The sequence below is a fragment of the Aliidongia dinghuensis genome, assembly GCF_014643535.1.
Taxonomy (GTDB): domain Bacteria; phylum Pseudomonadota; class Alphaproteobacteria; order ATCC43930; family CGMCC-115725; genus Aliidongia; species Aliidongia dinghuensis.
In genome coordinates, this window is the sequence record NZ_BMJQ01000004.1 from 357,402 (window position 1) to 370,715 (window position 13,314).

The 13,314-nt window shown below is 64.8% G+C and carries 15 protein-coding genes; 10 read left to right on the top strand and 5 right to left on the bottom strand.

What is annotated here, in order from left to right; genetic code table 11:
* Window positions 1-27 precede the first annotated feature (27 nt).
* Complete coding sequence (locus IEY58_RS09945) at window positions 28-894, top strand: alpha/beta hydrolase family protein (RefSeq protein WP_189045115.1); 867 nt, start codon at window positions 28-30, stop codon at window positions 892-894.
* Between the two features lie 20 nt (window positions 895-914).
* Here IEY58_RS09945 and IEY58_RS09950 read toward each other — a convergent pair whose 3' ends face one another.
* The 5 genes from IEY58_RS09950 to IEY58_RS09970 all read right to left on the bottom strand — a co-directional run bounded on the left by IEY58_RS09950 (window position 915) and on the right by IEY58_RS09970 (window position 5,499).
* Entirely contained in the window at window positions 915-2,258 is a 1,344-nt protein-coding gene (locus IEY58_RS09950) for a hypothetical protein (RefSeq protein WP_189045117.1), read from the bottom strand.
* Window positions 2,255-2,890: a hypothetical protein gene (locus tag IEY58_RS09955; RefSeq protein WP_189045119.1), complete on the bottom strand. Its 636-nt coding sequence runs from the start codon at window positions 2,888-2,890 to the stop codon at window positions 2,255-2,257. The genes IEY58_RS09950 and IEY58_RS09955 overlap by 4 nt, the downstream gene beginning before the upstream one ends.
* Window positions 2,891-3,060: 170 nt before the next feature.
* Window positions 3,061-3,966, bottom strand: a complete 906-nt coding sequence (locus tag IEY58_RS09960) for a helix-turn-helix transcriptional regulator (protein ID WP_229743623.1) — start codon at window positions 3,964-3,966, stop codon at window positions 3,061-3,063.
* 370 nt (window positions 3,967-4,336) lie between these two features.
* Window positions 4,337-4,600: a hypothetical protein gene (locus IEY58_RS09965; protein WP_189045120.1), complete on the bottom strand. Its 264-nt coding sequence runs from the start codon at window positions 4,598-4,600 to the stop codon at window positions 4,337-4,339.
* A gap of 269 nt (window positions 4,601-4,869) precedes the next feature.
* On the bottom strand, window positions 4,870-5,499 hold the full coding sequence (locus tag IEY58_RS09970; RefSeq protein WP_189045122.1) for an RNA polymerase sigma factor: 630 nt from the start codon (window positions 5,497-5,499) through the stop codon (window positions 4,870-4,872).
* A gap of 609 nt (window positions 5,500-6,108) precedes the next feature.
* On the opposite strand from IEY58_RS09970, the gene IEY58_RS09975 reads away from it, so the two are divergent.
* The 9 genes from IEY58_RS09975 (at window position 6,109) to IEY58_RS10015 (ending at window position 13,304) form a co-directional block, all read left to right on the top strand.
* Window positions 6,109-6,297, top strand: a complete 189-nt coding sequence (locus tag IEY58_RS09975; protein ID WP_189045124.1) for a Flp family type IVb pilin — start codon at window positions 6,109-6,111, stop codon at window positions 6,295-6,297.
* Window positions 6,298-6,395: 98 nt separating this feature from the next.
* Window positions 6,396-6,581 (top strand): Flp family type IVb pilin, encoded by a 186-nt coding sequence (locus IEY58_RS09980; RefSeq protein ID WP_189045126.1) that lies wholly within the window; start codon window positions 6,396-6,398, stop codon window positions 6,579-6,581.
* A gap of 143 nt (window positions 6,582-6,724) precedes the next feature.
* Window positions 6,725-7,567 carry a Flp pilus assembly protein CpaB gene (gene cpaB / locus IEY58_RS09985; protein WP_189045128.1) on the top strand — a complete coding sequence of 281 codons (843 nt, stop codon included), beginning with the start codon at window positions 6,725-6,727 and terminating at the stop codon, window positions 7,565-7,567.
* Between the two features lie 41 nt (window positions 7,568-7,608).
* Window positions 7,609-9,027, top strand: a complete 1,419-nt coding sequence (locus IEY58_RS09990) for a type II and III secretion system protein family protein (RefSeq protein WP_189045129.1) — start codon at window positions 7,609-7,611, stop codon at window positions 9,025-9,027.
* A 16-nt stretch (window positions 9,028-9,043) separates the two neighbouring features.
* A complete protein-coding gene (locus IEY58_RS09995) occupies window positions 9,044-9,319 on the top strand; it encodes a hypothetical protein (RefSeq protein WP_189045131.1) in 276 nt (91 codons plus the stop codon).
* Between the two features lie 41 nt (window positions 9,320-9,360).
* Entirely contained in the window at window positions 9,361-10,995 is a 1,635-nt protein-coding gene (locus IEY58_RS10000) for a pilus assembly protein TadG-related protein (RefSeq protein WP_189045133.1), read from the top strand.
* A gap of 11 nt (window positions 10,996-11,006) precedes the next feature.
* Entirely contained in the window at window positions 11,007-11,477 is a 471-nt protein-coding gene (locus IEY58_RS10005; protein ID WP_189045135.1) for a TadE/TadG family type IV pilus assembly protein, read from the top strand.
* Between the two features lie 10 nt (window positions 11,478-11,487).
* Window positions 11,488-11,886 carry a TadE/TadG family type IV pilus assembly protein gene (locus tag IEY58_RS10010; protein WP_189045137.1) on the top strand — a complete coding sequence of 133 codons (399 nt, stop codon included), beginning with the start codon at window positions 11,488-11,490 and terminating at the stop codon, window positions 11,884-11,886.
* A gap of 50 nt (window positions 11,887-11,936) precedes the next feature.
* Window positions 11,937-13,304: a CpaF family protein gene (locus IEY58_RS10015; RefSeq protein ID WP_229743624.1), complete on the top strand. Its 1,368-nt coding sequence runs from the start codon at window positions 11,937-11,939 to the stop codon at window positions 13,302-13,304.
* Window positions 13,305-13,314: the final 10 nt, after the last annotated feature.

The window sequence follows — 13,314 nt, forward strand, 5'->3', positions numbered from 1 at the left end:
TGCATACCCGTAGTATGGAGGAACAACATGGACCGGTTCGAACAGCTGGCAATCCCGACGGGCGACGGCGATGCCGTGCATATGCGGCTGTTCCGGCCATCGGGCGCTGCCAAAGGCGCTCCTCGGGCGGGCGTGCTGATCGTGCCGGCCATGGGCGTTACCCAGACCTTCTACGCCGCCTTCGCCGAATGGCTGGCGGGGCAGGGGTTCCTCGTCGCCACTTTCGACTATCGCGGCGTTGGGCTCTCGCGCCGGGGTGGGTTGCGCCGGCTCGACGTCGATATCCTCGACTGGGCCCGGCTCGACTGCGACGCCGTGACGACTGCGCTCGCCGAGCGGCTCGGCGCGGCACCGCTTTATTGGATCGGCCATAGTCTCGGCGGCCAGATCCTGCCGTTCGTGCCCGGTCATGAGCGCATCGCCAAGATGGTGACGATCGCGAGCGGCAGCGGCTATTGGCGCGAGAACGCCCTGCCGCTCCGGCGGTTCGCATGGTGGCTCTGGTACGTCGTGGCACCGGTTGCGACGGCGCTCTGCGGCTATTTCCCGGGACGGCGCCTGCGCAAGGTCGGCGATCTGCCGGCCGGCGTCATGTGGCAGTGGCGTCGCTGGTGCCTCGATCCCGACTATGCCGCCGGGGCCGAGGGACCGGGCGCGCGGCGCGCCTATGCGGCGCTGGCGCTGCCGATCGTCTCGCTGTCCTTTTCCGACGACGAGTTCATGTCGGCGCGCAATACCGAGGCGCTCCACGCCTGCTATGCCGGTGCGGCGCGCCGGATGAAGCGCCTCAGCCCGGCGGAGGTCGGCATGAAGCGGATCGGCCATTTCGGTTTCTTCCGCCGCGACTGCCAGGACCCGCTATGGCGTGACCACCTGCTGCCCGAACTTGCCTGACAATCAAGCTTGCCGGACAATCAGTCGATGAGGCTCAGGCCTTCGCGCCGCAGCCGGTCGGCGGCGTCGGGGCTGCTCGCGAGTTCGGTCATGCGGACCGCCCAGTAAAGCTCGAGCATCGCCGCTCCGCGATCGAGGAGCGTGCCGGTGCGGCCACCGACTTTGTCGAACAGGGCCTCGATCCGGCGCCGCACGTCGGCGACGAGCTTGCCGAGCGTGCCGTCGACCAGGCGGTCGAGCCCGACCCGGCCGGCGAAGGTCTGGCATTTCCGGAGTGCCAGGATGCTGTTCTCGCAGTCGACGAGTGCCGCGACCGGCGCCTCGGCGCCGAGCGCGACCGCAGTCCGCAATTGTGCCGCCGCATCATCGACCAGACGCGCCACGGCCGCCTCTGCGGTCTTGCGAGCCTCATGGAGATGCCGGCGCGTGTCCGGGTCGTTCCTCAGCACCCGCTCGGCTGCATCCAGCCCGTGGATCAAGGCGCGCGCGTGATCGGCCATGCCGACCAGGTCTTCGCGGCGAACCGTTTCAAGCTGCCGGGCGCGATCGCTCACCTCGCCCACGACGAGGGGCGCCAGGCGATCGAACACCCGGGACCGGTCGGCCGCCGCGAGCCCGAGCGTCAGGCCCATGAAGCTGTGCAAGAATTCCATGGGCCGGGCCATCCGCACCATGACCGTGAGCACCAGGGCGTAGACCTTGTCCGGATCGGTGCCGGCGCTTTCTGTGACGATCCGCCGGACCAGCCCCATCTGCGCGTCGCTGAGCGAAGGGATGGGCCGGGCCGGCAGCGCCGCCCTCAAGGTCTCGACAGCCTCGGCGACCCGGCACAGGGTCTGGATCAGCTTCAGCTCCTCGATAAACCCGGCTTCGGACCCGAGCGCGCGCATCACGGCTACGGGCTCGGCGGCAAGGGCGGCGAGCGCGTCTGCCGCCCACGGCCAGAGCCGCCGGGCGATGGCCATCTGGCCGACCTCGTCGCCGATCTTGGTTCGGCGGAGCGCGGCCTCCAGCCGCTTGCGCGGTTCGACGTCGCCCGCCTCGAGCAGGTAGCGCCACAGCGTTGCCGGGAGGCGCCGAGGCAGCAGGCCGGAGCCGGGCGAGACGGCGCCGTCGGTCATCAGGTCTTCGAGCGGCCGGTAGAACAGGCGCTGCAGGTTGGGCTTGCGCTGTGGCCGTACCTTCACCAGACGCGGCCGGACGTGATCCAGCACCTGCTGAACGCCCGGCACGTGGCGGATCTCTTCGAGCAGCGTGGCGGCCGCGCCGAATTTCTCCTCCGAGATCCGCTCGAGCGGCTGCTTCAGGCCATCGACGATCGGGAGCGCGTCGCTGGGTGCCTGCTCCGTCGCGCGGTCGGTCATGCCTCGGCTCCAGCCCCCTTGCAGGCACGCCGGCGCCAGGCGAGGAGGCCGGCAAGACCGAGCAGCCCCATGCCGAAGACGGCGAGCGAGCGGGGCTCCGGCAAGGTGGTAGCCGCCTGCTGCGTGATGATCTGGCTGAAGTTGAAGCTGGCGAGGACGTCGCCGGTCACGACCCCGCCCGTAGAATGGAGCGTGCCGAGACTGAGGCCGGTGACGGTCAGGGATTCAGTGCCGAGCGAGAAGGTGAGGGGTGCCGCGGTGCCAACGACCAGGGAATCCGTGGTCTTGTTGCTGGACCAGGACCACGGCAGGAGGATGCCCTCGGTCTGCCCGCCGACCGTGAGGTTGAAGCCGGTGGTGAAGCCCGACGGCGTCTGCGCACAGGTAACGCAGTGCGGGCCCACGGTGAAGGTGTAGGTGCCAAGTTCGACTGAGTCGAGATGGGGCGTCGCGTTCGGGTTGACCTTGCCCGAGGTACCGGCGATGACAAACGAATCATAGATCGAACTGTATTCGGCGCCGATGCCGCTGATCGCGAAGCTGCTTGTCGAATAATCGATGTTGCCGGCCCGAGCGGTATTTGTGAAAGCGACAAACACTCCCGCCAGGGCGAGCAGTCGAACAATTTTCATGGCGCACTATCCTCGGGCCAGAAACAAGATTGAATATGAGATAAATCGCCACCAATGAAGCATCGGTTAAATAAGATGCGGACGCGTCGTCGACCGCCGAATATTGGCGGGAAGATGAGAGTATACTTTCAAATTTATTTAAAATGGACCGCGACGCGGGGCGGTGCGCCTCAGGCGATACGCCGGCGCCGCCAGTTGGCCGGGCTCATCCGTACGATGGATGAAAATGCACGGGTGAAATGGCTCTGGTCCGAGAAGCCGCAGGCGAGCGCGATGTCGGACAGCGGCGCGTTGGTCTCGATCATCCGGACCTTCGCATTCTCGATGCGCCGTCGCATGAGCCACTGGTACGGCGTCACGCCGCAAGTCTGCTTGAAGGCACGGGCGAAATGGCTGCGCGACAGGTCGCACTCTGCGGCGAGGTCGGCGATGGACACGCTGCCGTCGAGACGCGCTTCGATGAACTCCTTGACCCGGCGCTCTTGCCAGGAGGCGAGTCCGCCGCGGACCACGGCCGGGCTCTGGCGCATGCCGCCGTAGGTATGGGCGATGTGCGCCTGCAGCGCCAGCATGACATGGTCAATGAAGAAGGTCTCGACGGTCCCGGGCTGCATCAACGCCGGTTCGAGCAGCCGCGCCAGGTCGACCAGGATCGGGTCGCGCGCGCCGCGCGGCCAGGTGAGCGTCTCGATGCGCCGCGCACCGTTCTCCGCCGACATCTGGTCGAGTGCGTCGCGTGGGACATAGATCTGCAGGCAATCGAACGAGCAACTGATATGAGCACTGGGCCGGCTCTCGAGATCGACGATGCTGACAGAGCCCTGCCGGTAGCCGTCGCTATGGACGAGGCGCCTGCCCAGCCAGAGCCGGTGGACGAGCAGATCCTGCAGGGCGAAGCCGATGCTGAACGCCGGCTCGGGCTCGAAACTGCCGGTCGTGAGGTCGATGGGCTCGGCGCATTGCAACCGGGTCACGGCGATGCGGGCGTGGTGCATCCTGGTCGCAACCAGCGTCGGCGTCCGCTTCAGGCCGAACGCATTGCCGAACCGTTCGCCATAGGCACCCTGTTCCGGCAAGGGCCTGATTTCGGTCTGTGATTTCGCCGATACCGCCGCCACTCGTTCCACCGCCCGCGTCCGATGAGACATCGACGCTGACGGTAGCAGACGGGCGTGGCGGAAGTTTTGCGTGTTTCGACGAAAAATTGCGCCGGGTGATCCGGGCTATTGCAGCAGGTTATTGATGAGCACGACCGCATAGATCTTCGCAACGGCGCTGGGAGTGGGAGCCGTCCACCCCATCTGGCCGATATTTTCCCGCCATCCCCGCGCAGGCGGGGGGATGGCGGTGGAAGATCGGGTATTGGCTCGCGTGTCCCTTGCCCAAGCAGAACCGGCATCAAGCCGAGCCCGCTAGCAGCTTTCCGCTCGCGCCGCTTTCCCTAAACTATTGCGGGCCGAAGATCGTGTTGATGATCGAGCCGGTCACCTCCGGCACCTGCTGCTCGAGCGCAATGCGCAGGTGCAGTTCCATGCGTTCGCGCAGGTCCGCATCACCGATCAGGTCGACGATCCCACCGATGGCGATCGTCAGGCCGGCGATCATGGCGCTCTGCCGGTCGACCAGGTTGGCGAGTTCGGTCAGCGCCTGCTGCTGGGCTTCCAGCGCTTCCGCCATCGACGTGTCGTAATAATGGTTACGCTGCGCCATTCTTTGTCGCGCTCGCTCATCGTTGGATGGTTCGGCGTTCTTCGAGCCGTTGATGTTATTTTTGTTGTGTAGCACGGCCCATATCGCCGATGCCATCCGTCATTCGGACCAGACGCGGTCGAACCGGTCTTATTTAAATAAAATCAAAATAAATGGCGACAAGCTCAAAAAAATCGATGACGCAACTGCGAAATGGCCTCGGAGACCCGGCACGACGGATCGCTAAGGAGCGATCGTGCCGGATGCCCGAGGCGGAAGGTGCGCACCGCTCATAAAGCCCCCAGGTGTGGCGGCCGATTGGTGCTGGTGAAGACGCCGCTCTGCAATGTCGCCTGCCGCCGCCCGGCGGGGCGGGCGAGGGGAGGACGCTTGGGCGACCCGTCACAGGGCGATGCCGTCTCCGTTCCGTTGACGGCCATCCGCAGCCGCTCCCGGGCGCGTGCCAGGTGACAGCGCACGGCGGCGACCGAGATGCCCAGGCTTTCGGCGACCGCCTGATAGGACTTGCCCTCGACGCCGACGAGCAGGATCGTCTCGCGCTGGTGCTGGCTGAGACGCGCGAGCGCCGACTGCACGTCACGAACTATAAGCCGCGTCTCGCTCTTGTCCGGCGTCTGCACGGGGCCGCTCCGTTCCATTTCCGCGACCGCGTCGGCTTCGCGACGGCCGCGGCTCCAGTTTGCCCGGAACTGGTTGCGCATCACGGTGAAGGCCCAGGCCTGGAAGTTCGAGCCGGGCTGCCAGGCATGGGCGTTCGCCAGCATGCGGACGATGGTCTGCTGGACCAGGTCCTCGGCATCCTCCGCCTTGCGATGCCAGCGCCGCGCGACCCTCTCGAGGAACGGCATTTCGTCGACGATGAGGGTCGAGAGCAGCGATCGTACCGGATCCGCGGACATTTCCTCGCCGGAGTCCCCAGAGGCACTATTCAAAAAGACGCTATCCAAGTCCGCTTGCTCTACGGCGGCGGTAGACTGGCCCACGCCGCTGGCCACCTCGAATTGGACTTGCATGAAGCCCTCCAGGCGTCCTTCCCCGTCGCGCGGGGTGTCGCGGACGCTCAGCAGTTGGTTGTTTGGCCGTTGAGTAGCCGCAAGTAAGATCGCAGAAAAGTCATGAACAGAAAACTAAAATTTGTCACAAATGGTTACACTGTCAGAAAATCTTACACTATCGCCAGTATGCAAACAAAGTAGTGCCAATTCAGGATCGCGCCGACTGTATATCGATCGCATCTATGCGTGTAATCGGACTACAAGCGTATGTTGGCGGTGACGAATTCTGGGTGTATTCAGCGCAATTGCCGGTTGGGTAAAATTTCCCTGAGATTATCCTAAAATTTTAGGATTGATCCTGGTGTGGGTCGGCAGGTGCCAGCCCGCCTCGTCAAACCGCATTCAAGCCTGCAGGCCCGTTCGGTGAGGCGAGCCCTGGAAGAATAATCCTTCCGGAAACCTTGGGGTTTGGCCCCGTCTGCCACGAGGCAGCCTTTGATTTGGAGAAATAGGATGCTGAAGCTTGTGACTCGCCTCATGAAGGATGATGCCGGTGCGACGGCTCTCGAGTATGGCCTCATCGCCGGCCTGATTTCCCTCGCGGTCGTGACGGGCGCCACGGCGGCCGGCACTGCCGTCAACACCATCTTCACGGCCATCGGCACGAGGCTCGCCACTGCGGCGACGGCGGTTTCTGCCTAACTGGCCGATCACGAAAGACGAAGTGGTGAGGCGGATAAGACGCCGAAGCGCTTCGTCTTTCGTTCCCGAAGAAGAACCCACAACCGATGAGGCAGAACATGTCGACCATCGTGTTTTTTTTCCGGGACGATTCCGGTGCGACAGCTTTGGAGTATGGCCTCATTGCCGGCCTTATCTCCCTCGCCATCGTAACGGGCGCCACGGCGGCCGGGACAGCCGTGAACAACATCTTCACAGCCGTCGGCACGGCACTCGCCAACGCAGCGGCGGGGATCGCGGCCTGATGAACGTCGGCTGGAGGCATGTTCATCGAGATATCGTCTTCAGCCGACCGTTTATTATTCGTTTTTAAATAAAAAGATCGAATTCAATAGATAATTATTTTGTCTATTTGTCTCGCAACTGTCTGGTTTGGCAGGAGAAGCACATGAAAGCGCGAGGTCTGGCCCTGCTTGGGGTCTCCGCCCTTCTGGGATTTGTCGCGATCGCATGGGTGCAGAAGCCCCCGGCGCCGAGCGGCATGGTGAAGATCGTCGTTGCGAAGACGGCGCTGAATTTCGGCGACCGCCTTACGCCCGAAAAGCTGCAGCTCATCGAGTATCCGCCGGCGGCGGTGCCGCCGGGCGCGTTCAACGATATCGAGCAACTCGCCGGTCCCGCCGAGGACCGCGTCGTGCTGCGGACGATCGATCCGGAGGAGCCGATCCTCGCCAGCAAGGTCTCCGGGACGGGGGGACGAGCCATTCTCTCCACCGTCATCGACAAGGACATGCGGGCGGTCACGATCAGCGTGAACGATGTCAAGGGCGTCGCCGGCTTCGTGCAGCCCGGCGACCGGGTGGACGTGCTGCTTACGCGCAACACGAACAGCAATGCGCCGGAGGACCAGCGGAACGACATCCTGCTGCAGAACGTCAAGGTGTTGGGCGTCGATCAGCAGGCCGACGACAAGAAGGACAAGCCGGTCGTGGCCAAGGCGGTGACGCTCGAAGTGACGCCGGACGACGGCCAGAAGCTGACGCTCGCGGCCTCGATCGGCAACCTCAGCCTGGCGCTGCGCAATTTCGCCAATCCAGACGCGGTCCAGCCGCGCAGCCTGTCGGTCGCCGATCTCGTGCCGAGCAAGCCGAAGAACGATCCGACACCGGTGGTCGTCCGTAAGCCCAGCCCCAAGGTGGAAATCCTGCGCGGGACGGACTCGACGACCTACGACGTGACCAAGGAGGGCTACCAAGGCGTGCGAGGCGTGCAGACCGCAAGCCGGAAGTAGTGGGTTTTGTAAGGCGCTGAACCTTGAGGAAAGGGACATTCATGGTCCGCAAGCTTCTTTTCGCATTGGCTGTCGCCGCTTCCTTGGCGCACCCGATGCCGGGCTTCACGGCGCAGCCGAGTCAGTCGGTCACCGTGACGCCGCAGCCCTCCCTGCAGGCGCCCCAGGCGCTCACCATCGCATTGAACAAGTCGCAGGTGCTGCGCGTCAGCCAGACCGTCGGCCGCATCGCGGTCGGCAACGCGGCGATCGTCGATGCAGTGGCGCTCACCGACCGGTCGTTCTATCTGCTCGGCAAGGCAGTGGGCACGACCAACCTGTCGGTCTATGGGCAGAATTCGCAGCTGCTGGCCGTGCTCGACGTGACCGTCGGCGCCGACGTGGACGGCGTCAAGGCGGCGCTGCATCAGATGATGCCGGACGACCGCATCGAGGTCCGCGCGATCAATGACTCGATCGCGCTGAGCGGCACTGTCGGCAGCCCGGCCAAGGTCACTCAAGCGATGGAAATCGCGCGGAAATTCGTGACTGAGGATGACAAGGACAAGGACAAGAGCAAGGTCCTCAACAACCTGGGCGTCCGTGGCGCGCAACAGGTCATGCTGCAGGTCAAGGTGGCCGAGATGCAGCGGAACGTCTCGAAGGCGTTCAACTTCCATCCGTTCATCTCGGCAGGCAAGCCTGGCGCCGGCAACATCGGGGGCAACGGCTTCAAGCTCGCGCCGCTCGATCCGGTCGACACGAGCAACTTCGCGACCATCGCCGGTTCGGCGGTCGCCGGCAACTTCACGTTCCAGCTGCTGATCGACGCGCTCGAGTCCAAGGGCGCCGTCAAGATCCTGGCCGAGCCGAACCTGGTCGCCATGTCGGGCGATACGGCGAGCTTCCTCGCCGGCGGCGAGTTCCCGGTGCCGGTCGCGCAGAACACGGCCTCGGGCGTGCCGACCGTCACGGTCGAGTTCAAGCCCTTCGGCATCAGCCTCGCCTTCACGCCGACGGTGATCGACGATCTGATCAACCTCGTCGTGGCGCCCGAAGTGTCGCAGATCGACAAGACGAACTCGGTAACCTTCACCGGCTTCACCATCCCGGGCATCGCCACCCGCCGGGCCCGGACGACGGTCGAACTGCGCGACGGGCAGAGCTTCGCGATCGCCGGCCTGATCTCGAGCGACTTCGACGACACGGTCCGCGGCATTCCGGGGATCATGGACGTGCCGGTGCTGGGCGCGCTGTTCCGCTCGCCGTCCTATCAGAACAACGAGACCGAGCTCGTGATCATCATCACGCCCCACCTCGTGCAGCCGGCGCCCGCGGGTACGCTCAAGGCACCGACCGACAGCTTCGTGCCGCCGTCCGACGCGCAGATCTTCCTGTTGGGCAACACCGAGAACCCGGACTCCGGTCTGCCGCCGAGCAATGGCGGGCTTACCGGGCGCTACGGCCACATCATCCGCTAACGCTGGGAGTGTTCCGATGAAACGCCTGATCCTCCTCGTCGGCCTCGCCCTCAGCGGCTGCGCCGATCCGCATGAGCCGCTGTCGCGGGACTTTGGCAACGCCGTGAACAGCAACATCGCGGCCCAGGTGATCAATCCGACGCCGCAATGGAGCGGCGACCCCAGCACCAACGGGCAGCGCGTGGACAACGCGGTCAACCGCTACCTGAACAACAAAGTCTACCGGCCGCTGCTGCCGCTCGAGGGCGGGAAGGTCTACGACCACACGTCCGAACAGTCGCAGCAGCAGTAACGGCGGTCCCGAAACAGAGCCTCCATTTCGGAATCTCTACCATGCGACGCTTCTTTGCTTGCTCCTCCGGCGGCGTGGCGGTTTCAACAGCATTCCTGCTGACCATGCTGATCGGGCTCACCGGGCTCGCCGCCGAGGCAAGCCTCTGGTTCCAGACGAAGCGCTCGATGCAGGGTGCCGCCGATGCCGCTGCGGTGAGCGCCGCGCGGGCACTCACCGCCGGCACCGGCTCCTGCGTCAGCGGTTCCGCCTGCAGCTGGACGCCGGGCCTCAACGGCCTGTCGGTGGCGGCCGAGGATGGCTGGAAGAACAGCGGCACGAACGGCGTTCAGGTGACGGTTGTCTCGCCGCCGACGAAAAGCGGTTCCCCGTTCTACGGCAACGCGAACGCCGTCGAGGTGTGGATCACCCAGACGCAGACGATCATGCTCGGCTCGGCTCTGAACGTGTCCGCGCCGAAGATCGGCGCCTATGCCATCGCCGTGAGCACGACGACGCAGACGGAGGGCGCCGACTGCGTCCTGGCGCTTGCGAACGATCCCGCCGCTGTGACGGTCACCGGCGTTGGCGACCTCAGCGCCAATTGCGGCATCGCGATCGACGGCGGCAAGGATCAGAACGTCAGCGGCACGCCGCAGGGCGGCATCTCGTTCAACGGCTCGAAGGCGAAGGTCAACATCACCAACCTGGTGGTGGCCTCGATCAGCACCAACTGCCCCAGCGCCTCCCATTGCTTCCTCTATAATTCGTCGAGTGTCCTGCCCGCGTCGTCGGTCATCACGAGCACCGCAACGGTCGATCCCTACGCATCGATGGTGTTCCCGACGCCGCCGCTGGGCGTGCAATCTGCCACCGTCAGTGCCCAAGGCAGCGGCTACACCAATGGCACGCGGACCTTCACCGTGACTGGCGGGACCGGGACGGCCGCCAAGATCACCGCAACCGTCTCGGGCGGCAAGGTCACGGCCATCACCGGCATCAGCGATCCCGGCGCCTACACGGCGATGCCGACGAGCCCCGCAACGGCGACACCGGACACGGGCGGCGGGTCGGGCGCGAAGTTCACGCTGACCGAGGGCTGCTTCACTTGGGCTGGCACCGCGATCCCCGGCCGGAAATATTGCTCGATCAACCTCAATGGTTCCGGCACGACCAATTTCCCGGCGGGCAGCTATTACATCGCCGGCGGCGACGGCGGCTGCCAGGGCTTCTGCGTCTCGAGTGCCCAGGCCACCGTTACGTCCGATAACGCCGGCGTGACGTTCTACCTGACCCACGGCGAGGGCTCGGGTACCTACGGCACAAGCTCCTATGCGACGATCGGTGTCACCAGCGGCACCATCACGCTCTGCGCGCCCGGCACGTCCTGCGGCACCGGCTGCAGCGGCACGTGCGTGCTGTTCTTCCAGGACCGGGCAGCACCGGCATCCACGTCGAACGGAGCGCCGTCGAGCACGAACAATACCTTTGCCGGCAACGGCCAGCGGACGTTCTCCGGGCTGATCTATATGCCGGAGCAGACCATCACCATGCAGGGGACCTCCGGGATCAGCGGCTGCACGGGGCTCGTGGCGAAATATGTCTCCGTCGGCGGCACGCCGAGCTTCACGAACGGCTGCCTGCCGGGCAACGGGATCGGCGGCGGGACGATCACCACCACGTCCCTATCGGAATAGGAGGCGTCAAGATGAGCCTTCGACATCTGCTGCATCGGGACGAGGGGGCGGTTGCCGTTGAACTGGCGCTGATATCGCCGTTCCTGCTGCTGCTGCTCTTCGCCATCTACGACTTCGGCACGTTGTTCGTGAACGACATGGAAGTCATACACGCGACACAGGCCGCAGCGACCTATGCACGCAAGGCCTACATCGTCAACGGCTCGGTCACGCTCAGCAACATCCAGTCGGCCGCCACGACGTCGACGCCGCTTACGGTGACGATCAGCGCAGACCCGCACCGTTCGGCCCTGGTCTGGTGCGGCGCCCCGGCGTCGGACGGCAATTCCGTTCTGACGGATAGCGGGAAAAGCCCGCCCTGTCCGAGCGGCGACCTTACGTTTTTGAGCATCGTCGGCACGGCGCCCAGCCAGAGCACGCTCGGTTCCTGGAGCGGTTTTCCGTCGACGCTCGCGTGGAAGATCCTGATCCCCGCTCAGTGAGAGGCGACCCATGCGACTTGCCCGCGACGAAAGGGGAGCAGCGGCCATCGAGGCGGCCCTGGTCCTGCCGTTCTACCTGGCCTTCATCTTCGCCACGATCGAACTCGGCAACGTCATTTGGAACTATACAAGTATCCAGTACGTCGCCGACGAGGTTTCACGCTGCAACATGGTCAGCAACTGCAATATTTCGACCGCAGCCTATAACGGTGCCGCCAATATTTGGGCCTCGTCCTCGGCCGCGTCGAGTGAAATTACGGTCGGCACCTGCAGTTTCCCGGGCAGCATCTCGGGCACGAAAGTCACGATCGTCCACCCGATCACATCGCTGACCGGTTATTTCCCGAAGGTGATGCCATCGCCGTTCAGCCAGATCGCGGTGCAGTCCTGCTACCCGAATCCGAACTGACGGATATGCGTGCTTAGTTTTTGGTCGACAAGCGAATTTTGGAGAGAACGATGCTTGCTTCACTCTTGGGCCGGAAAGCCAACGCCGCCATCGCCGCCGACATGCAGGCGGGCACGCCGCAAATCTGCATCGCCGCGTCGCAGCCATCGTTCGTAGACCTCAAGGTGCGGCTGCATCAGCAGCTGATCGACATCCTGGATCTGCCGGTCGTCGAGCGGACGCCGCGCGAGCAGCTGGAGCAGGAGGTCGGCGGCATCATCCGCGAGATGCTGAAGCGCGAAGCCGGGTTCCAGTTCTCCGAGCAGGATCGCCGGCAGCTGATCGCCGACGTGCTCGACGAGCTCCTGGGCTTCGGCGCGCTCGAGCCGCTGCTCAAGGACCCGACGGTGAACGACATCATCGTCAACACCTACGGCCAGGTGTGTGTCGAGCGGTGCGGCAAGATCGAGGTCACGACCGTCCATTTCAAGGACGACGCCCATCTGCTGCGCATCATCAACAAGATGGTCGCCGAGGTCGGCCGCCGCATCGACGAGAGCCAGCCGATCGTCGACGCCCGGCTCAAGGACGGCTCGCGCATCAATGCGGTGATCTCGCCCGTTGCGGTCGACGGGCCGCTGCTCTCGATCCGCAAGTTCGCCAAGGAGCCGTTCGACCTGGCCCGCCTCATCGCGACCGGCTCGATCACGCCCGAGGTCAGCAGCGTCCTCGACGCCATGGTGCGCGGCAAGCTCAACATCCTGATCTCGGGCGGCACCGGCTCGGGCAAGACGACGCTGCTCAACGCCATGTCGGGCTGCATTCACCACAGCGAGGCGATCGTCACGATCGAAGACGCCGCCGAACTGCAGCTGCAGCAGCCGATGGTGCGGCGCATGGAAACCCGGCCGCCGAATGTCGAGGGGCGGGGCGAAATCACCCAGCGCGATCTCGTCAAGGCAGCGCTCCGCATGCGCCCGGACCGCATCATCCTGGGCGAGGTACGCGCCGGCGAGGCGTTCGACATGCTGCAGGCGATGAACACGGGCCATGAAGGCTCGATGAGCACCATTCACGCCAACTCGCCGCGCGATGCCTTGAGCCGGCTCGAGCAGATGATCGGCATGGCCGGCTTCGACATGGCGCCCCGCACCGTCCGGCAGCAGATCGCCTCGGCCATCCACATCGTGCTGCAGCTGACGCGCGGCTCCGACGGCCGGCGGCGGGTCATCTCGGTCCAGGAAGTGACCGGCATGGAAGGCGAGGTGATTTCGATGAACGAAATCTTCCGGTTCCGCCGGACCTCGACCGACGCCGACGGCAACATCCACGGCTTCTTCGAATCGACGGGCATTCGCCCGAAATTCGCCGAAGAGCTCGACAGCCTCAACGTCTCGATCCCGACCGATCTCTTCGCGCCGCATCGGCGGCTCGAATAGGAGGGCCGCC

Coding starts and splice junctions, on each gene's coding strand:
- IEY58_RS09950 (WP_189045117.1), bottom strand. CDS start 2,258: ATGACCGACCGCGCGACGGAGCAGGCACCCAGCGACGCGCTCCCGATC.
- cpaB (WP_189045128.1), top strand. CDS start 6,725: ATGAAAGCGCGAGGTCTGGCCCTGCTTGGGGTCTCCGCCCTTCTGGGA.
- IEY58_RS10010 (WP_189045137.1), top strand. CDS start 11,488: ATGCGACTTGCCCGCGACGAAAGGGGAGCAGCGGCCATCGAGGCGGCC.
- IEY58_RS09970 (WP_189045122.1), bottom strand. CDS start 5,499: ATGTCCGCGGATCCGGTACGATCGCTGCTCTCGACCCTCATCGTCGAC.
- IEY58_RS09955 (WP_189045119.1), bottom strand. CDS start 2,890: ATGAAAATTGTTCGACTGCTCGCCCTGGCGGGAGTGTTTGTCGCTTTC.
- IEY58_RS09965 (WP_189045120.1), bottom strand. CDS start 4,600: ATGGCGCAGCGTAACCATTATTACGACACGTCGATGGCGGAAGCGCTG.
- IEY58_RS09945 (WP_189045115.1), top strand. CDS start 28: ATGGACCGGTTCGAACAGCTGGCAATCCCGACGGGCGACGGCGATGCC.
- IEY58_RS09990 (WP_189045129.1), top strand. CDS start 7,609: ATGGTCCGCAAGCTTCTTTTCGCATTGGCTGTCGCCGCTTCCTTGGCG.
- IEY58_RS09995 (WP_189045131.1), top strand. CDS start 9,044: ATGAAACGCCTGATCCTCCTCGTCGGCCTCGCCCTCAGCGGCTGCGCC.
- IEY58_RS10000 (WP_189045133.1), top strand. CDS start 9,361: ATGCGACGCTTCTTTGCTTGCTCCTCCGGCGGCGTGGCGGTTTCAACA.
- IEY58_RS10005 (WP_189045135.1), top strand. CDS start 11,007: ATGAGCCTTCGACATCTGCTGCATCGGGACGAGGGGGCGGTTGCCGTT.
- IEY58_RS09980 (WP_189045126.1), top strand. CDS start 6,396: ATGTCGACCATCGTGTTTTTTTTCCGGGACGATTCCGGTGCGACAGCT.
- IEY58_RS09975 (WP_189045124.1), top strand. CDS start 6,109: ATGCTGAAGCTTGTGACTCGCCTCATGAAGGATGATGCCGGTGCGACG.
- IEY58_RS10015 (WP_229743624.1), top strand. CDS start 11,937: ATGCTTGCTTCACTCTTGGGCCGGAAAGCCAACGCCGCCATCGCCGCC.